We start from the raw sequence: 22842 nt of genomic DNA, 5'->3' as shown, positions 1-22842 counted from the left end.
CCTGTGTCCATGTACAGGAATGAGCGCGAACGCCCAAGGGGCCGCGTGAACGTGAGACCGATGGCGGCAGCGCTGACGGTGGCTGCCGCTCTCGTCGCGGCGATGATTGTGCCAGCCAGTGCCGGCGCCGCGACGCCGGGATCCTGGTCGACCGCGCAACCCGGCGCATCAGCAGGCGGATGTGATGGTGTGCGGGCCACCGTCGCTCTTGACGCCGCTGGAGCGCTCCGGCTCAGCGCGACGTCCGACTGCCAAGCCGCACTCGATCCGGGACAGTTGGGGCTCACGACCTCAGCGGTCGACTATCGGTCGGGTCTGGAGTTCATCAGTCGGACGGATGCAACGGTCACCGATAACTACACGACGGTCACCGGAAAAGAGTTGGTGCGCAATCGTACAGCGAATGTGACCACGCTCACGTTCGACAAAGCGGGTCATCGCTTCACCGTCATCGTACGGACGTCGAGCTCGGGAATCGCGTTCCGCTATGAACTTGGCACCGAGGGGACGATCACGGATGATGCGACCGAGTACTCGTTCCCGGGTGACACGGCGGTCACGTCTTCTCCCTACCACGATGCGCACGAAGATCTCTGGTCAAACTCGACGCTCTCTTCCCTGCCTGGGGGCGCCTACGACTTCGGAATGCTGCTTCGGCGAACCAACGGCGTCAACGTCCTCCTCGCCGAGTCTGACGCCACCGGCTCGTACGCAGGAGGTCGCCTCAACAAGTGGGGGAGCGGTTTCGAACTCGCGTTGGCCACTCCCTCGATCGCCGTTGCATCTGGCTTCAAGACTCCGTGGAGAACGGCAGCGATCGGCACCGCGTCGAACGTCTTCGAGTCGACGTTGACGGACGACGTGGCGCGCCCTTCTCAGATCACAGACACCTCGTGGATCCGGCCTGGCGTTAGCGCCTGGAGTTGGCTCGATGGAGGCGAAGCCACAGGCGCGAGCCTGAGCGCGCAGAAAGCGTGGGTCGACTACGCCGCGTCTCAGGGGTGGGCATACTCGCTCGTCGATGGAGGATGGAAGGGTCAGACTTGGATGCCCGAGCTGGTGCAGTACGCGGCGGATCGCGGCGTAGGGATCTGGGTCTGGTACCACTGGAGCGATCTCGACACCGCGGCTAAACGCGACACTGTGCTTAGCCAGCTGAATACCTGGGGTGTCAAGGGCGCGAAGATCGACTTTATGGACAGCGATAGCCAGTCGCGGTACCAGTGGTACGACGCCATCCTCGCGGCTACCGCAGCGCATCACATCATGGTCGATTTCCACGGTGCTCGTCTGCCTCAAGGGGTCTACCGCACCTGGCCGCACGTCCTTACGCAAGAAGGGATCCGCGGGAGCGAATTCGGGCCTGGAGCGCGCAACAATGCGCATGTCACGGCCGTACCGTTCACCCGTGGCGTACTGGGAGGCAGCGACTACACGCCATTCGGGTTCCAGACCGGAAAGCCGAACAGCGATGCCGTCGAGCTCGCATTGACGGTCCAGCTTGACAGCGGGCTGCTCTGCCCCGCAGCGACCAGAGAGGTCTTTGCCGCTCGCCCCGAGGCGCAGTGGTGGTCGCGACAGATTCCCGTCGTGTGGGATGAGACGAAGCTCCTCGGGGGCGGCCCCGACACCGGAGCGATCGTCGCCCGACGCAGTGGCGCGAACTGGTACGTCGGCGCGAGTAGGTCGGGCCCCGCAGGGGCGATCTCCTACTCGACCTCGTTCCTCGGCTCCGGCACCTGGCACGCGGAGATCATCAACGACACCGCGGGTGGGGGGCTGGTTCGCACATCTCAGACGATCTTGGCTGGCTCGACACTGAGTATCCCGTCAGTTGTGACCGATGGCGGCCACGTGGTCCGGTTCAGTAAGGTGGTCACCCCGCCGAGCGGATACGGTCGGCTCCGCATCGACAGTACAGATCAGGTGCTCAACGTCGCTTACGGATCGACGGCGAATGGAGCCTCCATCGTGCAGTGGTATGCGGGTGCCGACTCTAACAGCCAGTTCCAGGCGCAGTCGGTCGGTGATGGCTTCTATCGTCTCGTCGCTCAGCACAGCGGACGGGCAGTGGTGATCGATTCCGGGTCGACGAGCTCTGGTGCTGGCGCGATCCAATGGAGTTATGAGGCGGGGGCTGTTCAGAACGATGAGTGGCTTCTCGAGGACGCAGGAAGCGGTCGTTTCCGACTTCTGAACCGTGGAAGCGGCCTCTACCTCACCCAGCTCGGTTCGGAGGCGGGGAGTCAGTTCGTTCAACGACCGTCAACTGGAATCGACAACCAACTGTTCTGGTTCGACTGAAGCCGCTCGACGGGCGTCGAGTAGCGAATTCCCTGCCCCCGGATTCCCCCCCCCATCCGGGGGCAGGCCCAACACGCCTCGCCATGGTGACACGGCCGCTCCTCGCGAACGCGATCCAGTCACGGAGTAGATTTTCACCGACCGGTCGCACGATCCTCTTGATGACGACACTGAACAGCCAATCATCACCTCCGCGGAAACCAACTAGCGTGCGACCCCTCGGCGCCGGGGTCTGACGCCTCAGCGGTACGGAGACGCGGTCCTGCCGACCATGGCAAGCCATCCGAACTCGCCGGGTACGAGTGTCCGAATCGCTTCATCCATCGCTCCCGGGTCGAGCGACGGGCCGATCACTGGGTAGAACGCCTGATCACTTGGCTGAACCGCTCCGGTCTCATCCGGATCGCCCGGGCGGATCACGGGGTGGTCGTCCGTGAGTAGCTTGAACTCCCTGAAAACCTTGATCCCCGTGGGGCTGGGGACGTGCTTGTACCCGGCGTCCGCGGTCGCCGATTCTCGGGTTGATATCAGCCGCCATTCGTGCTCTGCGCGGAATGAACTGTGCTTGATAAGCGGAGCGAAACGGTCGAGGTCGCTCAACAGGTCGTGGACGAGGTGAGCGCTAATGCCCTCGCGGGGAAGCTCGAGCGAACGCCGGGCGTCCCAGATGATGAGATGGTGCTTCACGATCTGAAGCACCATCGCCTTCTGCGTCTCGACGTCGTATATGCATGGGCCCAGCAAGTAATTCTGGTCGGCGGCGACGTTCCTCAGGTGCGCAGCCCGGAACCCGAGCGCGACACCACCGCTTCGGGGACAGTACGCTCGCCACTGCTCGAGGGAGTCGCTTTCTGAGGTGAGGGACACGGTATAGGCCTTCGACATACTCACGTGGAGCGGGCGACTCATTCGCATCAAATCGACCGCGTAATCGACCATGCCCTCCCCGATGGACCCTGCAGGGAACTGCAGTCGGAGCAGCTCGGCCTCCGCGTATTCGTGGGCGAGGAGCTGCTCGGTGGAATCGTTCATGTCCGCCGGACGCCCCGCCCAAAGCGTCCGGCTCGTCAAAATACCGATGACTCCGGCTGGCCCGGTGTAGTGGTAGAGGTGGGTGGGTACCTCCCTGTTGAGGACTTCCCACAGAGGGCCAGCGTCGGTCAGCTCTTCCATGCTCCGATGATGGCATGGTCCTCCGGCGGCGCGAGACCGAGCAGCCCGAACAACACACGAAGGTCGCGGTCGGTCCGAGCGCTGTGGAGCGCTCATCGTGACCACCGTATCTCGACAGGCATCGTGGTGGAGGCTCAGCGTTTGTGACATGCGACCGCGGTGCAGAGTGAAATACGCTGCACTGCCCTGGATGAGAATCGGTCCTCGAAGTTGTGTGACGAGCATGTGCGCCTCCGACCAGCCACGGCAGATCGGGCAGGAGCCACTCGCGCCAGCAGGGCAAAGTGCACTAGCCCAGTGGGTATCCAGACGCAGGTTACGTTCGCCATCCGCGGTGTACAGACAAGCCGCGCTCTGCATCGGTATGGTCTGCTTGCAAACCTCGAGTATCCGTAGCCAGTGCACCGGCCGGCGGTTGGTGGCGCAGAGTCGAAGGAGCAGTTCCGTCTGGCGCGTCACGACCCACGAAGGCCTGATTGTCAGAAATCTGAGGCACACGACGGTGCTGGCCTCGAACTTCGACCAGACGCTCTCGCGGTGACGACGGTCCCGGTGATGGGAAAGACCATCGCGGGGACCAATTCGGTCGTGCCGTTCTGCGCCAGAAGGCGGTTCAGCTCAACGCTCGGACGAGCCGAGTCCTGGCACCACGTATGTCGTTCCGGATGCTCCGTAGGCTGTCACGTCTTTTGGAGCTCCGCTCAGAATCACAAGCTCACCGATGGTTGTGGTTGCCGCGGGAGCTCGACTGCTAGATCCGATGGTCGTGCCCTCGACGGCGCGTGCTCCGGCAAATCCCCAGCACGACGCGGGGCCAACCGGGCCGACGACGTTCCGCACAAGCTGTGCTGTACCAGGCTGCGTCGTCGTCTTGGCAACGACGCAACTCTTGCCCGGCTGACAGGCGACGACTTTTCGGACTGAGCGCATAGGGGAGGCCCCGGGAAGCAACCGCTAAGCCGGGAACGACATCGACCCCGACCAAGAGTAGAAGCCTATGACAACGACAAACCCCGCCTTCGCACACCAGGAAAAGGACTCGGTCTACTACACGATGTGCACGTCAACCGAACTGTTCCTCCGCAACGACGGGCAAGCTCTGCTTGTCATCGGCGTCGATGAGCAGCTGACCAATGACGGTGACATCGCGAGACTGCGCGCGGCAAGCGCCGAACTGTCGAGCCGACAGAACGTCACGGTCATCCTGACGCAGAGCGTGACCTATCCGAAAACTCTGAGCCTCGAGGTGTTCAGCGAAGGGCGTCTCCGATGCGAGGTGAGGGAGACGTTCGGCAAGGATATGGACTTCAGGCTCGCGGCGTGGCACGCCGGCGACGACGGCGCGTGGTGCGAGTGGGAAGCCGGGTACGAGCCGGTGCCGAAGCCGCGCGTAAGGGAGTGCAGCGGCCACGGCTGCGAGGTTCACGGGGACATCGAGTTCTGAGAACGGAGGCGGTGTCAGTCGACCCGGCCCGTCGCTAGTAGCACCGGCGCTCCGTGACTGAGATGTAGCGATCGGCGGCCAGGGGCGCGCGCCCCGCCGGTGTCGGTCCGCGTATGTATGCGTAAAGTACCGCTCGACGCAAATGAAAAGCGACCCACGTCGGCGGGGCCGGGTCGTAGGTCGCGCAATCTCTGGCAGGAGACATACAGCTTAACTTGATTCCGGCAGTTGCGGACTGGAGAGTTTCATTCGAGGAGGCCATGTGGGCGCGCGGACCTATCAGCTCGGACCGTCATGAGCCCCACGCCCGCGCGTCGTGCTCGGCCTCGCGGATCACCTCATCGAGTCTCCCGTCGTTGAGGTACTGGATGTTCCGGGGTTGATCCTTATCCTGCAGTTCGGTGTTCAGCCACTGTGCCCAAGTCCATCGGCTCTGGGTTCCGGTCTGGAGGATGCGCACGACTTCCGCTAGGCCTGGGACGACCTTCCCATCGAGTACCTGGAACGACGGAAACAGGAGGTCACCCTCGTCGGTACGTAGCATTAGAAGGCGCAGTTGACCCCCAGCGCCGACGACCTCGGCCTCGCTCCAACCGAGCGAGCGCGCCATGCTTGCCGCCGTTAGCACGGGCCCACGATCTCAGCCCATCGATTCCGCTCCGCGTTGCCGATCAGGGCTCTTCTTGTGCCACGCGAGTGTGGCGAGGAACAACGTCTTCGATGATTTCGTCGAGGGTGCGTCGACCGTCGATGTAGTCCCAGGCGTCACGGATGGCCGCGGGCGTCGGTTTCAGGCCATCCAAGACCCCGGAGTGCAACGCTTCGACTGTGCTGCGAAGTCGTTCTTCGCGGGACCGAATCTTCCCATCGCCGGCGGGCGGTTGCTCAGATTCACTGCTCATCGTCGTGCCTCTCGTGCTGGTCGCAGTAGACAGCCACCCATCCATCGCGACTCCGACGGAGGAAACCGAGACGTCCGCACACCTCGCATGTCACCCGCGATTCGGCGACCGAGGCCTTCAACGCGTCGCGGACCGCGTCCGAGGTAATGGGGCCCTTCATGTTTACCTCTAGGGTGCCAAGCTTCTGTTTTACCTGTGTCAATTGGTAGGTGGGAACAAGCTCTCGCAGACGTTCGTCGAGATGAGCCAGGATCGGCCACCAGCCCTGCAGGATGCCGATGGTCTGCCAGCGAGGGAGCTGGTCGATGCGTTGGCGAATGCTCTCGATGGCGGGCGGGAGTCCGTCGCCGTCCCAGGCGACTAGCTCCTCATCGGTCAGCGTCATGCGGCAACTGTAAACCTCGGTCCCGACATCCGGTAGGGCAATTCATGTGGCGCTGCGAGAGACAGATCGAGGTGTGCGCGGGACGCCTCGCGATCGTCCTCTCACAGAATTCTGAGGTCTCTCTCGCGCAGCAAGAGCCCCTTCGCTAAGAACAGGAGCGGTGTCTGCCGGCGGATGTGCTCTCGGTACTCCGGCGACGAATCGTCGTCGCCATCCCACAACCACTCCGGGGTCAAGCGGGGAACCGCCTCCATCCACGGTTCCGGGGGAAGGCCATGCGAGCTGAGGGCATACGCGAGGCCGGTAGCGAGCAGCGTGTCGTATCGCTCGTCACCTGTACTGTCCGGTTTCTCGAGGACAGGGGAAGGAATCTCCCCGTCAGTATTGATGACGCGCCCGAATAGCTCCGTGATAAGACGGTCCGCCAGCGCAGTCTTCTTCTCGCGCAACGCGACCCCGACCGCTGCGGCCGTTGTCGCGGCTGTCGGGAGGTATGAATCTTTCATGGTCACCTACTCTCACCGCAGCGACTGACACTGTTCGCCCGAAGAGACGACGCACCGATGATAGAGCACAGCAAGCGCCATGCACCTCCGGTCCAACGCGCCGCGAGGTGAACCTTGTCAGTTGGTTGCACGCCCCAGGGCGTGATTGATATCAGGCCGTCACGAGCGTCAATACCTCCCCGAGAACAGGATCTTCCTCGGCATGCCACGCTTCGGAAACCATGCCGGGGCAGGCACGGAGAGTGGGAAGCCGTGTTCGCGGTGGAACGATGCCTGGTTGGGGCCATCGAACTTCGGTAGGGCGCGCGCCTTAGTGACGGGATTCTCTTCTGAGTCGAGCACACCCAGGTTCGGGAAGACCTTGTGGGCGATGAGGGCGGCGGCATCCACCGCTCTCACGCCATACACGTCCGCGAGCCGAAGGACCACATCGAGCTGTTCTGCGCTGTACTCCCAGACAAGGAGGCCCTTGGTCGTGAGCAGCCCATCGGTGTGTACATGGCCGTCGAGTCGCACGTTCTCGCTCAGATAGTGGATGTCGCTCGACTCCGCGAACTCCGTGACAGGAACGAGCGTCTCGTTGGGCATTTCCAGGGTGTTGTGATTGAACGATGCCCACTTTCCCGACTGCCATGACTCGTCGTTGGTGATGAAGAGGGGGAAGGGATGGATGTTGATCAATGCGGTCATGACAGCCCTATGCGCGGCCCTTGGGTTGCCGTCCTTGACCTCGGTGGAGTGAGTGTTGCGTCTTCGCTAGTCGGTCGGCAGATGGTCGCTTCCGAACTCCGCGGACGGTTCCTGCGGCCTGTTCGCTAGATGGGACACAGCCCGCTGGAGCAGCTCGGCCGGCGTTGACAACATCGCTATCTCGCGGCCGCGCTCGATCAGCTCATGGTGCCCACTGCAGGTAAGAGTCACCGCGGGTGCTATGCATCGAATGCGCCGCTCTGTGACGCCGCTTACAACGCTGAGCGATCCTGAAGGCCGCCCGGTCCAACCCGGTCAGCCTTCCTTCGGGCCCTGCGCGGGGGTGCTCACCGCAGGTTTGGGTGCGAACTTCTTATACTTCGCGGATGTATAAGCAGGTGCCACAGGATCCGGACGTATACACCGAAGGGAGCTTGGCTTCGGTTCGGCGAGGATCTGGGCAGTCTCGAAGCCAGCATGCGTCTACGCGGCGCCGGCGCGTGCGCGAGTCAAGGCTGCCTCGAACACGTCTGAGAAATTCTCGCGGCTGACGAGAGCGCGGCGTTCCCTACGCTTGGTCCGTGCAGCGCTCGGGCACTGAGGTCTGCGCTGACCTCAGCTGATGTTCGCGCAGGTTGAGAATTCTGCAATCTGCGGGCAGACTCGCCCTCGTCGTACGGTTGCTCTCTGTCAGGAGACCCCTAGATTTAGTGTGCGGCGAGGCCGTGCGCGACTGGGTGACGCGCGGAGGGGGCAACTGTGGCGACCACACGCATCAAAGAAGAGCTGCGAGCGAGCGGTCGGCTCGGGCGGGCCGCATTCGAGATGATGACCGCCGTGTTCGAGTCGCTGGTCCAGAAGTTCGCCGCGCTCCGCGAGAGGGAGACAGTCGACGATCTCCGGAACGGTTTCTTTCTCGACAAGGGGACTGGATATGTCCTCGCCATCAGTGCTGCTGAAGACGACGCCGCCGCGGCCCGAATCACCTACGCGTGGGGTACACGCTGGCTGGTCGATGAGTCTCGGAAGCTGCCGTTCGGTGCTTTGCGGAATCGCCTGGAAAAGCGGCTCGAACGCTGCGACCTGTTCGACCCGTCCCGAGTGGCGCACCATTGGCGTCTCGCCGATGGCGATGACGTGAGCTACGCATTCACCACCTCGCAGCTGGAGGCCATCGCGGCTGCAGCCGACATCGACCTGCATCCGTGGGGAGAAGGCAATCTCCGGATCGGCAAGGCAGGCGAAGTCGAGGAGCTCATGCGGCGATTGCTGGAGTGCGCCGGACGCCTTCACGTCGCAGAGATCACGGTTATTTGCGCTAACCGATTCCCCGCCATGTTGCAGCTTGGGGACGCGTCGGAATCGACGGTGGATTCGAACTCCGAGATGCTGGACAACACTTCTGCGGAAACTGACTCCGTCTTCGTCACCGCCGAAATGATGCGCGTCGATCGTCTCGCCTCCGCAATCTTCTCGCAGTTGACAGACGTGGAAGTCACCGTATTCCGTTTTTGGGGAGACTTGCCGCGCCTCATCGATGAGCTCAAGCGCTCCCGATCCGGTGTCTACAAGGCCATGGACGATGCGCGCCGGCGCTTGGCGGAACTCGCAGGCGGCGGTCACGAAGGGCGACAGGTTATGTTGGCGTTGATGAAGCCGATACTGGACAGATCGGCTCCTGTCCCGTCTACACAGGACGAAAGGGAGGACACGCGTGCCATCTGACGCCTCCGAGCGCTGGTTCGAACTCGCCGCTCAGTTCGCGATTCCGCAGCTTCCCGTCGTCTCGCCGACCAGCGAGGTCGCACGGGGGCAACTCTGGCAAGCAAGTTGGGCGGACGCCGCAGCCATCGTGCTTGTTGACCAAATCGACACCGACGGTGCCCTCGCCCACGTTTTACCGGTCAGTGTTGAAACAGGAGTCGTGGACTCATTTACGGTTGTGGTGGACGCTGATCAGAACGACCTCCATACCCCGCTGAACGTATGGCCGGCAGCGGGCCGATGGATCTCATACGCTGCCCTGGACGCCCTATTGGAAACGCTGATCCCAGCAGTATTGAGGTCTGTCACTTCGCGGCATACACACGATTCCGGGATTGAGCAGCCAACCCCTGGTTCCGGGGCTGCACTAGCCGTCGATGAACTGTTCGACGCGGTCGCCACATTAGAGCGGGCGCCTCGGCTGGAAGCTCCACAGGCAATCAGCCAGGGACGCAGGCTTGACATCGACCTGGGGCTAGTCATCGAGGCGCTGAGGGTGACCCAGTCACGCGCGATGAACATCTTGAAAGGGCGTGAGCCACTGACGGACGATGAGGCCGAGTCCCTTAGCTCAGCAGCGGGCACATCCCGTGAAGTGATTCTTGCCGCGCTTGATCCTCTGCCTGAGGATCTCGCCCGCGAGCTCCAAGAGCCGCGATGGCGCAATAGCGTCCGGCGGTGTGCTCTGGACGGAGACGAAGAACTCGGGCGGACTCGACTCGGATACACGATCTACCAACTCGCAGCACGCGAGCGAGGCACTGGGCGAGAGATCTGGCGGCAACGACTCGAGGCACATGCCGCGACCGAGGAGCAGTGATGCCTCGCTACCTGGACGGGACACGCGCGCAGGTCGACGCTATGCGCGCTTCCTGGGAATCTGACGGCGGATCGCTCGAGAAGCTCACGCTGGACGCGTTCGACGCTCTCGACAACCACCCCGACCTGACAATCCAGCGAGTTCCCGAGTTTGTGCCCAAAGAGTCGCAGCTCAACTGCTCGGTTGCCGGTGGGTACCGCGACACGCCGCCGACTCTGGTCGTAACTGAGTCCATGTCCCGGCGACGCCAGCAGTTCACGCTGCTGCACGAACTCGGGCATCACATCCAACAGACGAACCTTGAACTGGGGCGGCGTGTCGTGGGCCACACGGACCCAACTGGCTTCGAGGACGCCTGCTGTGATGCGTTTGCTGCGAGCGTTCTCCTTCCCGACGACATGGTTGACGACGCGAGTCGCCCGTTCGGTGGCGCGACCGCGCAGACAGCGGTCGAGCTGTTCGACCTCTCCAACGCTTCGCGCGCGGCCATCAGCGTTCGGCTCACGGAACGACTCAAGGGCTCCGGCGTTATCGCTGTCGTCAATGAAGCCGGGATCGTCACCTTCGCCGCTGCGCGCGGGTCTATGTTCCCGCCGGCGCGAGGCAGCAATCAGCGCGAAAACCCGCTCATCCGTGCCGCGCTCGAAGACACCGACTCGACCCGGGTCTGGTCCCGGGACGACGCGCGAATTTGGTATCTCTCGGGTCACTCCTCGAATCAGCTCTACGGTCATGCGGCCTGGGCGGGTGACCGCCTGTTCGTGCTGATGGTGGAAGAATCTGCGCCCTGGAAGAGTTTCTCGCCGCCTCGCGATTTCACCGCGACTCGTACAACGAGCAAGTGGGCAGATTGTGACACCTGCGGCAGGAACTTTGAAGTGCGGATCCACTGCTTCACCTGCAGTCGGCCGAAGTGCCCGGATGGCCACTGCGCCTGCACGAAGCCCACAGAGATCACGTGCGACACCTGCTACTTCGTAAAGCACGTGAGCCAGTTCTTCGGCGACTCCACCACCTGCGTGGAGTGCTCGTAACCGAAGCCGTGGACAGATCGGGAGTTGTCCCGTCTACCTCTCTTGCGTGGGGATCGCCCCCACCGCAGCAAGAGATTGGAGGCCACCATGGCCCCTTCCGACCCCGTCCACATCTTCATCGACAGTATGCCCGTCACAGTGCCCAAGCGCCGCCTCATCGGCGCTCAGCTTCGCGCGCTGACTGACCCTCCGGCCGAGAACATCTGGCTGGATCTGCCCGACGCTCAGGATCACCTCGTTGGCGAGCAGGAGACTGTGTCGCTCACCCAGGGAATGCGGTTCTTCACAGACCAGGCCCGCACGATCTTCATCGACAAGATCCCCTACCAGGTCCGGTCCGCCACACTTACCGAGGACCAGCTTCGTGCGGTGACGACCCCTCCGATTCCTGAAACACACGGCGTCTGGAAGGACATCCCCGACGAGGTCGACGACCCCATCAGCGACGGTGAGATCGTCCCCATCGCCGACGGTGACAGGTTCGTCACACGCGTCATCACGATCCGAGTCAAGGTCAACCGTCAGCCCGTGACGCTCGAAGGCCGCGGCCACACCGGCCAGCAGATCAAGGACGCAGCCATCGCCCAGGGCGTCGCCATCGGTCCGGACTTCCTGCTCTCACGCAAGAACGGGCAGAAGTTCAAGCCCGTCGGCGACGACGAGCAGATCCGCGTCAAGCGCGACGACGAGTTCCGTGCCCTCGACGGTGACGACAACTCATGAGCATCACCGAAGCGATCCTGAACGCCATCGACGAGCTCCGACACACGTTCGCTGACACCACCGTCACCTCCATTCCCGACGGCCAAGGCGGAGCGTGGGTCACCATCGAAGAGGTCCCCCTCGGGCCGGCCTTCACTCCGGCGACCTCCTGGATGTCCTTCCAGATCACCTACCCGTACCCGGAAGCCGACGTGTACCCGCACTTCGTGCGCCCGGATGTCGTACGTGCAGATGGGGCTGCTCACGGGGAAGGCTTCGCGCTCGCGTCGTTCGGCCCCGACAACATCGCGGCGATGCAGCTTTCTCGCCGGAGTAACCGTCTCAACCCCGCGATAGACACGGCTGCGACGAAGGCTCTCAAGGTGCTGCGATGGCTGGAACAGCGATGAGTAGTACCTGGTCGGTCACCATCACCGGGGAACAGTGGGACGCACTGCACTCCCACTTGTTCCCCGGTGACGGGGATGAGCACGGCGCCGTTCTCCGATGCGGCATCGCGCGCAGTGCTCGCGGTACCCGCCTTCTTGTCCGGGACGTTGTTCCGGCCGTGGACGGCGTCGACTACATCGCCGGCGACCGCGGCTACCGCAAGCTGACGGCGGAGTTCGTCGCCGACAACATCGACGTGTGCGCCGACGAAGGCCTCGCCTACCTGGCCGTCCACAACCACGGTGGCCGCCAAACGGTCGCGTTCTCAGGAACCGACATGGCATCTCACGAGCGCGGGTATCCGGCGCTGCTTGATATCAATGGGGGTGTCCCTGTCGGCGCGCTCGTCTTCGCGACTGACGCCGTCGCCGGAGACATCTGGTCCGACGGGGGAGAGCGAGCACCCATCACGCATCTGCGGGTGGTGGGCCGCTCGCGAATCGAGCTCACGCCGGCTCCCAAGGCGGCAGCCGTCTCCGATCACCGATTCGACCGCCAGACGCGCATCTTCGGCGACCGGGGCCAACAGATCCTCGCCGACTCGAAGGTGGCCATTGTCGGTCTCGGTGGTGCCGGGTCCGTGCTTTCGGAGTACGCCGCGCGGCTCGGGGTGGGGGAGCTTGTCCTTATCGATCCGGATCGGATCGACCCGACAAACCTGCCACGAGTCGTCGGAGCTCGTCGCCGGGACGCGCTCACTTGGCTGCGGAACCCAGCCCGGCCCGCATTCCTACGTACACTCGGTGACCGGTACGCAGCATCCAAAGTGGACATTGCGGCCCGTGTCGCACGACAGGCCTCATCGACGATCCGAATCACCACCGTGCCGAAATCCGTGATGGAGCCTAAGGTGGCAGCGCTGCTCACGGATTGCGACCACATCTTTCTCGCAGCCGACTCCGCGCTCGCACGACGGCTGGTCAACTCCATCACGCACCAGTACCTGATCCCGAACACTCAGATCGGGTCGAAGGTGAGCGTGAAGGACGGCGAGATCACAGACATCTTCTCGGTGTCGCGGATGAGCAGTCCCGGCAGCGGTTGCCTACAGTGCAACGGGCTCATCCCCGCGTGGAAGCTCACCGCAGAAGCCACCAACCCCGAGCAGCGCAAGCGTCAGCAGTACATCGATGATGACGGTGTGCACGCCCCGAGCGTCGTCACGCTGAACGCGGTCGCCGCGTCCCGGGCCGTTGACGACTGGTTGATGTCCGTCGGGGGTCTCGTGGAACTGCGCGCCCCTGCAGACCACTGGGTCAGCTATCACCCGCTCACCGGCGAGGTCGTGGAGATCGAACCGGGTAAGGACGAAGACTGTTTCCAGTGCGGACCGAACCGCTTCGCCCTCGGCGACGGCAAGGCGCTACCGGTCGCGCCGCCCTTCGCCAACGGCCGATGAGGCTGGGAGGTGTCAATCCACCACCTTGCGTAGGCGCACGACGGCGTGCTCACCTGGCCGAACACGACCGGGTGAGCGCGGCGCGCCTTCCGGCGCGGCTGCCCACACAAGCCGAGGGCACGCACGCTGGATGACAGCGCGGCCAAGGAACGCGTGAAGGGTCGCTGGGTCCCGATCCCCGGGCATCCCGCGCGCGGGACTTGTGAGATCGCCTTCGAGGTCCGCGATGATGATGTCAGAAGGCGGGACTGCCGCCACGTCCTCTGGTTTGAGTAGTTCTTCCGCCCAGAGTGACCCGTGGAGACCGGCTTGGCGGATCGCCGACGGCCCGACGAACGTCACGGCGGCTCGCGATGCTCGATTCAGGGGTGTCCACAGGCGAGCGATGAGCCATACGTGGGGTGCGACGGGATGCAGCCCAGCTGAGAGGACTAGCTGTCGCCCTAGCGCGAGTCCAAGGTCCGGGTTGAAGCTGGCGAGGTGAACGTCGGACATGCGCAGTTGGTCGGACAAGGTCTGCACCCAGCGCTTGACCGTCTCGGACGGGAGATGGTCGGTGGAAAAGTGCAAGAGAACGATGGCGTCGGCCCGAGCACCAGTAGCCAAAGTGATCAGATCGAGCGTGTCAGGAAGCCCACGGGCCGCGTTGAAGACGACCATCTTGGTGTCGCCGCTGGCGAGGACTGTGGCTAAAGTGATCGACACTATGGCTAATACAATAGCCGCATTTTTTTGCTCTCAACAGGGTCTTGTGGGTCGGTTTCGAACGGAGTAAGCCTGGTCGGAAGGACCTCGACCCGGGCGGCGACCATGGCAACCAAGACAAAGAGTGACCGCGTCGCATTGCTGCCGTCAGAGGTTCGCGCCGATGCACTGGTCGTTCGGCAGCCAATCAACGGCAAACGACGGTTCACGGCGCGCGATGCCCTCTCGACCGTCGACCTCGTCCACGGGACACCATGGAGTCCGCCGCCGCGAAGCAGGCATCAGCGAGGCCGCTCGGGTGTCTACTTTTTTGCGAGCACGCGTCGCCACGTCGGATACGCGTCTCTGCAAGAGGAATCGTTGCTCCTCGCGCTCGACCACTCGCAATCAGTTGCTGCCGTGCTGGCACAGCCGTTCAAACTGTTCTTCCTCCGCGGCGAAGAGAAGAAGGATCACGTACCGGACTTCTTCGCTATCCACCACGACGGAGCGCAGAACATCTGGGAAGTGAGGCCCTTCGACCTCATCGACGCAGACTTGGCACGAGAGGCGGCGCTGACCCGCGAGTTCTGTAGAGACGTGGGTTTCGGCTACATCGTGTTCGACGGCATGCGCACCGTCACCAAGAAGACGCTCCTGTTCCTTCACGCTTACTCAGACGCTCGCCGCTATGCCCCGCCTCCCATGATGAGGGACAAACTGCTCGAACAGTTCGCGTCGACGTCAACGATGCGCGCAGCGGTCGAATTGCTGCGGGAGCCGCCGAGGATGACTCGGATGTGGGTATACCACCTCATGTGGACGCGACAGCTCGATTTTGACCACTCTCGGGCGCTTTCGGACTCGCGTCCGATATATACCACAGGGGAGTCATGATGCCGGCCTATCGATCCATCAGCCTTGGCGACATCATCGCCTTCGAGGGACTCGAGTACGAGGTGGTCGACATCGATGGCTCGCGGCTCACGCTCAAAGGGCACAACCATTTCGGTCGCCGCAGCGTTCTCGCCTGGCAACTCCTGGACGAGATTGAGCTCGTCGGGCATGTCCCCTACACTGTCGCGCCGGACACGAGCCTCAAGGATGCAGGGATCACGGGGGAGGATGCCCGCAAGGCGAAAATCTGGCGCGACGTTGTGAGCCTGCTCGAGACCGGACGCGATACGAGCGCAGTGCCCGATGATCCGGTGGATCCGGAGTTCGACCCCACACTCGGAAAAGCCGAGCGAGTGCGAAACGCCGTGAAGTACCTCGCGCGACGGGGCATCATCGCCACGGAACGCACCGTCTACAACATGTGTCACAGATGGGCGGCGAACCCCACGCTTCTGAGCTTCGTGGATGGCAGGAAGCTCAAGGACTCGACCTTGGAGAAGAAGCTCAAGGACTCGACCTCAGAGGAGAGCGCGCCGAAGCTTCTGTGGAAGAAGATCGGCGATGTGCTTGACGCGCACTGGCGCGGTCCGGACATCGACGACAAGTTCCTCCTCGCGAAGGCTCGCGACCTCGTGACTGCCGAGGAGCCCGGCTTTGACTTCCCCAGTCGCTCCACACAGAGTAAGTACCTCAAGATCATCAAGCGCCAAAAGCGATGGAAGAAAACGGCGAACCAGCGCAGGGTCGCATCGAAGCGACCCGGCGAGGGCTTCGGAGCAACAGGGGCAAGCCGACCGGGAGAGTTCGTGCATGCGGACACCACGAAGGTCGCTTGCTTCCTCATAGATCAGCACGGCAACCGTGCCCGCTACGAGCTCTCGATCCTCCTCGATGTCTACAGCACCACCGTCCTCGCTTTCGCGCTCGCTCGGACTACCACAGCTTCAACCATCGTGCGGCTACTGGCCCGGGCATCGTTTCCCCGACAACTGCGACCTTACGAATCCGCAGCCAGAGAGGAGGTCGAGTCGGCTGCCGCCGACTATCCGGAACTCGTTGACTTGGTCGACCGCTGGAGCCCCGACGACGACATCGCCCCTTTCGTTGCAATCGAAACCCTCGTCATCGACAACGGAATGCCATTCGTTGCCGAACTCACGCGACGCGTTGCCGAAGCGTTCGGCTGCGGTGTGCGGTACTCACGCACCTACACTCCCGAGGACAAAGGAAAGGTTGAGAAAGCGCTCAAAGATATCGAACACCGACTCGTCCAGATCATGCCTGGTTTCACCGGAGCAAGCGCAGAGAACAAAGGGGAGATCCCCGAAACGGAGCTACTCGAACACGTCGTCATGGTGCAACTGCTCCAGGATTTCTTCGACAACATCTGGGCGAACACGCGAAGTCGTGGACTCAGCGATCCGCTCACCCGGAACTCTATCCTGACGCCCAACCAGGTACTGCGGACGGCTCTGGCCATCGCCCCGTCAATTCCGGTCCCTGACGTCGCAGAAAACTACATCCGCCACCTCGAGTCTGGTTACCGGCGGATCGAACACTACGGTGTGGATGTCATGAGCGGCAAGTACGACTCGAGGGACCTTGGACCACTCTTCAGACAGTCTTCAGGTGACCCTCGGCATGACGACGAGTACCTCGTGAAGTGGGACCCTGATTACCCCACTGTCGTATGGGTCATGGATCCGCATCGAAAGACGTGGATCGTGTGCCCCTACAAGCGGATAGGGGACTACGAGCGGCCGTTCGCCCGAGAGATGCTCCGTGGCGCTTCGAAAAGCACTGAGGGTGTGATCAAAGACGAAGTGCGTGAAGCGATGGACCTTGTTGCGAGGTACGACCGCTATCGCACGCCTGTGAACCTGGCAGGTGTGAAGCAGTCCAGCAACAAGAGGGCTGCGAAAGGCCCTGCCGCTAAACTCCCGCCCCGGCGCCGGATGACGAAGGGGGCTGGTGTCGAGGGCATCAGGTTGGTCAGCCCGGACGAAGAAATCGAGACCTGATGGCCCTCTTGCACAGGACTGCGGTGCCGCTCATGAGTCGAGAGGGACTCGAACGCCTCTATCAAGAGCGGGTCATTCGCCCGGACGTGCTCACAGCCGGGCAGTACCTACGCATGACTGAGGGGCAACGCCAAACCTACGACGAACGTCGCATCCGCTACATTCACCACGGGCTGACCATCGGCACCGAGTCGTTCAACGCGGCCAAGAAGCGCCTTACTTCTCTCTACATTCACAATGAAGCCACACTTCACGACCCGCTGAGCCTCGCGTTAAGCGGAGCACCGTACTTGGGGAAGAGTCACACCCTGACCGAGCTCGCTCGCTTCACCGCGAACCGACTGCGGCGCGACACCCCAGACTTTATCGAGAAGGACATGATGCCGTGCGTCATCATCACGGTCCCCGCACCCACTACGTCGAAGGGGATTCTCCAGGAGCTACTGACGTTCATCGGCATGGAGTTCACTAGGGGCTACACCGAGCAACAGCTGCGAACGACGGCAGTTCGCGCAATGAACGAACATGGCACCCGTCTCTTGGCGTTCGACGAAGCGCACAACATGACGCGCGGCGGCCCCGCTCAGCGGGAAGCGGCGAAGAACATGATCAAGAAGCTCATGGGCGATGTCGAGGCGACGCTTGTCTTTGCGGGGATCGACCTGAACGACAACGGCCTGTTCGAGGGAATTTCCGGCCGTCAGCTCAGCAGCCGCACCCAGATGATCGAGTTGCACCCTTACTCGGCGGCGACCGAGGGTGATCGAGAGGTGTGGAAGACCACAGGTGACTACTTTGAGGATGCGCTCGGGCTCATCGGCAACGAGCCGGGCACGCTGAGAAGCCTGGCTTCGTATCTATTCAACAGGACAGGCGGGGTCATGGGCGAGCTAGCGAACACGCTGCGAACTGCGGCCGTGATTCTCATCAAGAGCGATGCTGTGGCACGTTTCGGGCGTGAGCAGATCACCCAACATCTCCTGGAAGAGATCCCGATGGGCGACGCCGCTGAGCAACGAAGATTGTTCGACGCCGACCAGTACGACTGGCCGACGTTCCCCGCGGAGAGCTTGGCTGGCTAGCGATGCGCGTTTCGGCTGCGCGCGTCGCCGAACTGCGAGAGCGTTCGTGGCGTCTCCCGTTCCGAGCTCGACTGCACGCGCTGGAGTCCCATCAGAGCTTCTTCGCACGATTGGTGCGGGCCAACTACTGCGAGTACGTCCACCTCGATCATCGCGCTCAGTTGGCGGGCATGGCATATCCGGACCAGGCCTGGCGCAAGAGCGAACTCGCCGTGGAACTGATGAGCGGGCTGCCGGTCGGTACCTTCGACGGATCGACCCATGCGCTTCCTCAAGCTTGCGCGGACCGCGACTGCCGATGCTCAGCTTCACTAGTGGGCCCCCGCTACCTCTGTCTTCAATGTGCCAGAGGGGAAAGCGTGGGTCTTGTCGACAACTTCGAGCCGTACGTCTGCATACGCCATCAGCGGTGGACAGGACCGGGCGCCGGCATCGACGGGCAACTCTCGGTGCGAGGGTTCCCAGAGTTCGGGCGCGCCGCATCCAAGCACCGACGGCTGCTGAGAACTGGACTACTCGACCCGCTGCGATTCCGCGCTATATGGAAGTTGCTGTCGGATGAATACCTTGCAGGCCGATTCCTGCCTCGAACCGGCGGTATCGTCGCGGACTGGCGCTTCAGAGCTGAATCGCACATACGCGCGGTCGTCTACCCCGACGCAATAGACCTCTATTTGGCGTTCGAGACCGGGCATGTGCTTGAGCGTGTGCTTGATCCGCGCAACGACCTCCAGGCAGTGGAAGCCATCCTCGCGGAGATCGTTGAGGTGCGCACCGGAGTGGCATGTGCCCGCGAGGTCGCGCAACGCTTGCGGTACCATCTTCGCCCCGATTTCTACCGCGTCGCGTTGGCCACGACCCCTGGGTGGCATGACGGCCTGTCGACGGTTTACCCGCCTCCAAGAATGTTCCCCCACGACCGAGACTTGTCTGCCATCGACTTCTCACGATGGCCCACGACGCGAGAAGGCATCGCCCCGGGCTACCCGGGCTTCGACCGGCCAGACTCCCCGATGTACATCGTCTCTCGAGCGTTGAAGGAGTTTCGGGACGAGTTCTGGTTCGACGTCCATGGGGATCTTTTCGATGAGATACGACGAAGCCAGAGGATCAAATCCTTTTGGATCTGCCGAGCAGGGCACGCGTTTGAAGCTTCAGTCGTCTCCCGTGAAAGGACTCCACGCACGGGATGCCAGGCATGCGCGAAAAAAATCACCGTGCCTGGGGTGACCGACATCGCAACGACCGACCCCGAAGCTTTCAGCTACTGGGACCACTGCGCAAACTTGGTCCGCGGACTCCGGTACTGGGAGGTGACCGCGAAGCGCGAAGAGGTGGCAGCTTGGACATGCCGACGCGGTCACTCGTTCGAGATGTTCATCATGCTCTTTACAGCGGATCCGCGATGTCGGCGTTGCTATCCGCCCAATCAGGTACGAGTCGACCTCGTGCTCGACCACCCCGATCTTTTGCCGCTATGGGATGCCGACGCCAACGACGCATTCGACCTCCGCTCGTTGGCGCTGAACGTCGACGTTGTCGCATGGCGGTGTCAAAGGGAGGATCATCCATTCACCTCGACGGTTTATGACATGCTGCATCGACGCCAACTATGTCCCATCTGTTCCGGCAGGAGAATCGTCTCCGGCATCAACGACTTCCAGACGCTCTATCCCGAGGAAGCGGAGGAGTTTTCGTGGGCGCTGAACGACGGCGTGACACCTGACCAGCTGTCTCCAGGGAACCAGGGGGATGTGTTCCTGTGGGTCTGTAGGAAGAAGGGGCACATCTATCGCAGCACTGTGCACCAAAGGGTCCTAGGGTTCGGCTGCGGGCACTGCACTGGCCGGCGAATGACTCCGGGAGAGACTGATCTGGAATCGACGCGTCCGGGTGTAGCGGAGCGCTGGCACTCGGTCGCGAATGGCACTCTTACTCCTCGCGACGTGCACAGCGGATCGACCGCCAGGGCTTACTTCACGTGCCTGTGCGACCGACCCTATAGGTGCGTGATCAGAGCTATGCGCGAAGACCAGTATTGCAGGGCGTGCGCGAACAAGATCAGGGGCTGGAAACGGCGAACAGGTTTCATGCAGCCCAAGCCATCCACAGGCCGCTGACGCGACGCGGCGAGGCCCGGGCGTCGCCGCCGCCGCCGAGCCCTTGCAAGATAGCGATGCGGACCTTCTGGAGCGTAGGCGCGTCAGCTTCGCTGAAAGAAGCGGGTTCGATTGAAAGATTCGTCGAGAACCTACACCCCGTCGGTCGGCGGACTCGCTGACATGACAACGGCCCCCGGCCGGTCGCTCCCCTCGAGCACCGGCCGGGGGCCCTTCGCATCTGTCTTGCCGGTCTCAGCGGGATGCGAGACTCCGGGACGTGGATGTCCCCGGTCCGTGCGACCATGCGGGCATGGAATCCCTCCGACTCCGGCGATGGACGGCAGACGACCTCGACCTGCTGCGTGCCGCGAACACCCCCGAGATGACCGCGCACCTCAACGGCCCCGAGACCGAGCAGGAGCTCGTCGAGCGGAATGCGCGCTACCTGCGCCTGTGGGAGGCGGGGGAGGCGAGGATGTTCGTCGCGGAAGACGTCGCGGGGCGCTCCCTCGGCTCGATCGGCTACTGGCACGTCGAGTGGCGTGGGGAGTCGGCCCTCGAGACCGGGTGGTTCGTCCGTCCCGAGGCCCAGGGCCACGGAGTCGCATCGAAGGCGCTCGCTCTCCTCATCGACGATGCGCGCGCCTATCGCGACGGCCGACGGTTCGTGACCGCCTTCCCCTCGGTCGAGAACGCGGCCTCGAACGGCGTGTGTCGCAGAAACGGGTTCGCGCTGGTCGGCACCCTCACGGAGACGTTCCGCGGCGCCGAGCTGACCGTGAACGAATGGGCCCTCGACCTCGCGGACGGAGACGAGGCCGCGCCCTAGGATGGGCGTGATGACCGCCGAGACCGACGCCGAGAAGCGTGTGCGTACGACGGTCACGCGACACCTCGTGCGCAACCCGCTCGTCGGGGGCGCGGTGCTGCTGCTCGCCGCGATCGGATTCACGCTCGCGGGCGACGACCTGAGCTTCTTCCCGTTCCTCCTCATGCTGGTCGGAGGCTGGTGCTTCGGCTTCGCCTTCGTCAACGCGACGATGGGCATGGTGCCGGCGCGGAACGGCGTGATCCTCCACGTCGGGGTCGCCGTGGTCCTCGGCGCCCTGGTCGCGTTCGTGATCGAGTTCGGGGGCGACCTGCTCGATCCCTTCCCCGAGGCCGTGCGCGGGATCGCGGTGGTGCTGCAGCTCGCGGCGATCCCCGCGGTCGGGTGGATCTGGCTCGGTGTCCTCAGCCGCGTCACCGATCTCCTGTCGCGGCGAGACACCAAGAAGCGTCCGGTGCCGGTGACACCGGAATGGGAGCGCGAGGAGAGCGGGGACGGGTCGATCGTGCGCTTCCCCGGCATCGAGCTCCGGATGCGCGCGCTCACGCAGGCGATCGTCGCGGTCGTTCTGGTCGCCGGGCTCGCGGGGGTCGCCCTGCTGATCGCGTTCGACGACATCACCATGAGGATGGGCCCGCGCATCGCGATCCTCCTCCTGGGCATCGTGATCGGCCTGCCGGTGTACCTGGTGTTCACGGCCATCGTGCGACGACGCACGGAGGCGTGCACCGTCGCGTTCGGCAACGACGAGCTCCGCGTCCGCGTGGGGGACGCGATGCACAGGATCTCTTATCGGGAGCTCGACTTCCTCCGTTGGCGGTGCCGCAGCGACTACGCGCGCATCGAGGTGCGCGGCGATGCGGGCGTCGACCTCTCGATCCTCGCCGGGCTCGCCAAGCCGCCGCGCGGTCTCAGCGCCGAGCTCCCCGCGCTCCCGCGTCGCGTGTATCGACGGTTCGAGCTCGCAGGGCTCTCGGTGGAGAAGTCACGCCGGGACGAGGTCATCACCTTCCGCCGGGAGGCATCGCCTACGCTGCGGGATACTCCTGCGCCTTGAGCAGCCGAGCGAGGTGCGCGGCGTTCCGGGAGGCCGTGCCGATCGCCGACGCGACCTTCTCGGGCGTCTCGTCGAGGTCCTTGTAGTCGGTCGTGTGCATGGCCTCGCCGTTCCAGTAGACCGACCCCTGGGCCGGCACCGTGAAACCGACGTCGTTCAACGACTGGAACAGGATCGCGGCGATGTGATGCGCGCCGTCCTCGTTCCCGACGATCCCGGCGATGGCGACCTTGTCGAACAGCGTCGGTCGTCCTCGCGCGTCGGTCTCGCTCAGCTCGGCGTCGAGCCGCTCCAGCACGCGCTGCGCGACGCTGGAGTGCTGTCCCATCCAGGTCGGGGTGACGAGCACGAGGATGTCGGCATCGAGGACGCGTCGTCGGATGCTCGGCCATTCGTCGTCGCCGCCCATGTCCTTCTCGACGCCCGGACTCACCGTCAGGTCCACGGCGCGCACCAGGTCTCCCGTCACGCCGTGCCCGGCGAGCGCGTCGAGCAGCTGCGTCGCGAGGAGATCGGAACTGGAGGATGCGGGCGAGGGCTTCAGCGTGCACGAGATCGCGACCGCGGTCAGGGGAGTCTTCATGCTTCGAGGACACC

General features: G+C 63.4%; 21 protein-coding genes. 14 read left to right on the top strand and 7 right to left on the bottom strand.

Annotated elements, in window-relative coordinates:
- Nucleotides 1-60 precede the first annotated feature (60 nt).
- A complete protein-coding gene (locus AC07VM_RS01405) occupies nucleotides 61-2304 on the top strand; it encodes a glycoside hydrolase family 97 catalytic domain-containing protein (RefSeq protein ID WP_494909698.1) in 2244 nt (747 codons plus the stop codon).
- A gap of 240 nt (nucleotides 2305-2544) precedes the next feature.
- Here AC07VM_RS01405 and AC07VM_RS01400 read toward each other — a convergent pair whose 3' ends face one another.
- Nucleotides 2545-3477 (bottom strand): DUF2971 domain-containing protein, encoded by a 933-nt coding sequence (locus AC07VM_RS01400; protein WP_494909697.1) that lies wholly within the window; start codon nucleotides 3475-3477, stop codon nucleotides 2545-2547.
- A gap of 997 nt (nucleotides 3478-4474) precedes the next feature.
- Here AC07VM_RS01400 and AC07VM_RS01395 point away from each other — a divergent pair.
- Nucleotides 4475-4921: a hypothetical protein gene (locus AC07VM_RS01395; protein WP_494909696.1), complete on the top strand. Its 447-nt coding sequence runs from the start codon at nucleotides 4475-4477 to the stop codon at nucleotides 4919-4921.
- A gap of 292 nt (nucleotides 4922-5213) precedes the next feature.
- Here AC07VM_RS01395 and AC07VM_RS01390 read toward each other — a convergent pair whose 3' ends face one another.
- The 5 genes from AC07VM_RS01390 to AC07VM_RS01370 form a co-directional block, all read right to left on the bottom strand.
- A complete protein-coding gene (locus AC07VM_RS01390; RefSeq protein ID WP_494909695.1) occupies nucleotides 5214-5531 on the bottom strand; it encodes a hypothetical protein in 318 nt (105 codons plus the stop codon).
- A gap of 61 nt (nucleotides 5532-5592) precedes the next feature.
- Nucleotides 5593-5823: an antitoxin VbhA family protein gene (locus tag AC07VM_RS01385; RefSeq protein WP_494909694.1), complete on the bottom strand. Its 231-nt coding sequence runs from the start codon at nucleotides 5821-5823 to the stop codon at nucleotides 5593-5595.
- Nucleotides 5813-6208, bottom strand: coding sequence for a hypothetical protein (locus tag AC07VM_RS01380; RefSeq protein ID WP_494909693.1), 396 nt, complete (start codon nucleotides 6206-6208; stop codon nucleotides 5813-5815). The genes AC07VM_RS01385 and AC07VM_RS01380 overlap by 11 nt, the downstream gene beginning before the upstream one ends.
- A gap of 101 nt (nucleotides 6209-6309) precedes the next feature.
- A complete protein-coding gene (locus AC07VM_RS01375; protein ID WP_494909692.1) occupies nucleotides 6310-6714 on the bottom strand; it encodes a hypothetical protein in 405 nt (134 codons plus the stop codon).
- 168 nt (nucleotides 6715-6882) lie between these two features.
- A complete protein-coding gene (locus AC07VM_RS01370; protein ID WP_494909691.1) occupies nucleotides 6883-7404 on the bottom strand; it encodes a hypothetical protein in 522 nt (173 codons plus the stop codon).
- A gap of 759 nt (nucleotides 7405-8163) precedes the next feature.
- On the opposite strand from AC07VM_RS01370, the gene AC07VM_RS01365 reads away from it, so the two are divergent.
- The 12 genes from AC07VM_RS01365 (at nucleotide 8164) to AC07VM_RS01310 (ending at nucleotide 22245) form a co-directional block, all read left to right on the top strand.
- Complete coding sequence (locus tag AC07VM_RS01365) at nucleotides 8164-9129, top strand: hypothetical protein (protein WP_494909690.1); 966 nt, start codon at nucleotides 8164-8166, stop codon at nucleotides 9127-9129.
- Nucleotides 9119-9988: a hypothetical protein gene (locus AC07VM_RS01360; protein ID WP_494909689.1), complete on the top strand. Its 870-nt coding sequence runs from the start codon at nucleotides 9119-9121 to the stop codon at nucleotides 9986-9988. The genes AC07VM_RS01365 and AC07VM_RS01360 overlap by 11 nt, the downstream gene beginning before the upstream one ends.
- Nucleotides 9988-11022, top strand: coding sequence for an ImmA/IrrE family metallo-endopeptidase (locus AC07VM_RS01355; RefSeq protein WP_494909688.1), 1035 nt, complete (start codon nucleotides 9988-9990; stop codon nucleotides 11020-11022). Before AC07VM_RS01360 ends, AC07VM_RS01355 begins: the two co-directional genes overlap by 1 nt.
- 87 nt (nucleotides 11023-11109) lie before the next feature.
- Nucleotides 11110-11745 (top strand): multiubiquitin domain-containing protein, encoded by a 636-nt coding sequence (locus tag AC07VM_RS01350; protein WP_494909687.1) that lies wholly within the window; start codon nucleotides 11110-11112, stop codon nucleotides 11743-11745.
- Nucleotides 11742-12134: a hypothetical protein gene (locus AC07VM_RS01345; protein ID WP_494909686.1), complete on the top strand. Its 393-nt coding sequence runs from the start codon at nucleotides 11742-11744 to the stop codon at nucleotides 12132-12134. The genes AC07VM_RS01350 and AC07VM_RS01345 overlap by 4 nt, the downstream gene beginning before the upstream one ends.
- Nucleotides 12116-13573, top strand: a complete 1458-nt coding sequence (locus AC07VM_RS01340) for a HesA/MoeB/ThiF family protein (protein ID WP_494909685.1) — start codon at nucleotides 12116-12118, stop codon at nucleotides 13571-13573. Before AC07VM_RS01345 ends, AC07VM_RS01340 begins: the two co-directional genes overlap by 19 nt.
- Nucleotides 13574-14383: 810 nt before the next feature.
- Nucleotides 14384-15154 carry a TnsA-like heteromeric transposase endonuclease subunit gene (locus AC07VM_RS01335; protein ID WP_494909684.1) on the top strand — a complete coding sequence of 257 codons (771 nt, stop codon included), beginning with the start codon at nucleotides 14384-14386 and terminating at the stop codon, nucleotides 15152-15154.
- Nucleotides 15151-17175 (top strand): hypothetical protein, encoded by a 2025-nt coding sequence (locus tag AC07VM_RS01330; RefSeq protein ID WP_494909683.1) that lies wholly within the window; start codon nucleotides 15151-15153, stop codon nucleotides 17173-17175. Before AC07VM_RS01335 ends, AC07VM_RS01330 begins: the two co-directional genes overlap by 4 nt.
- Nucleotides 17175-18257, top strand: a complete 1083-nt coding sequence (locus AC07VM_RS01325) for a TniB family NTP-binding protein (protein WP_494909682.1) — start codon at nucleotides 17175-17177, stop codon at nucleotides 18255-18257. Before AC07VM_RS01330 ends, AC07VM_RS01325 begins: the two co-directional genes overlap by 1 nt.
- A 359-nt stretch (nucleotides 18258-18616) precedes the next feature.
- Complete coding sequence (locus AC07VM_RS01320) at nucleotides 18617-20377, top strand: zinc-ribbon domain-containing protein (protein ID WP_494909681.1); 1761 nt, start codon at nucleotides 18617-18619, stop codon at nucleotides 20375-20377.
- A 292-nt stretch (nucleotides 20378-20669) separates the two neighbouring features.
- Entirely contained in the window at nucleotides 20670-21188 is a 519-nt protein-coding gene (locus AC07VM_RS01315; RefSeq protein ID WP_494909680.1) for a GNAT family N-acetyltransferase, read from the top strand.
- A gap of 10 nt (nucleotides 21189-21198) precedes the next feature.
- Complete coding sequence (locus AC07VM_RS01310; RefSeq protein ID WP_494909679.1) at nucleotides 21199-22245, top strand: hypothetical protein; 1047 nt, start codon at nucleotides 21199-21201, stop codon at nucleotides 22243-22245.
- Here AC07VM_RS01310 and AC07VM_RS01305 read toward each other — a convergent pair.
- The gene (locus AC07VM_RS01305) at nucleotides 22217-22828 is read right to left on the bottom strand and encodes a flavodoxin family protein (protein ID WP_494909678.1); all 612 of its coding nucleotides are present in this window, start codon (nucleotides 22826-22828) and stop codon (nucleotides 22217-22219) included. The genes AC07VM_RS01310 and AC07VM_RS01305 overlap by 29 nt on opposite strands.
- Nucleotides 22829-22842: the final 14 nt, after the last annotated feature.

This window comes from Microbacterium sp. GW821-FHT01D02 (genome assembly GCF_059422585.1).
Note: the sequence above shows the minus strand (reverse complement) of the source record. Positions and strands in the feature narration are given on the sequence as shown.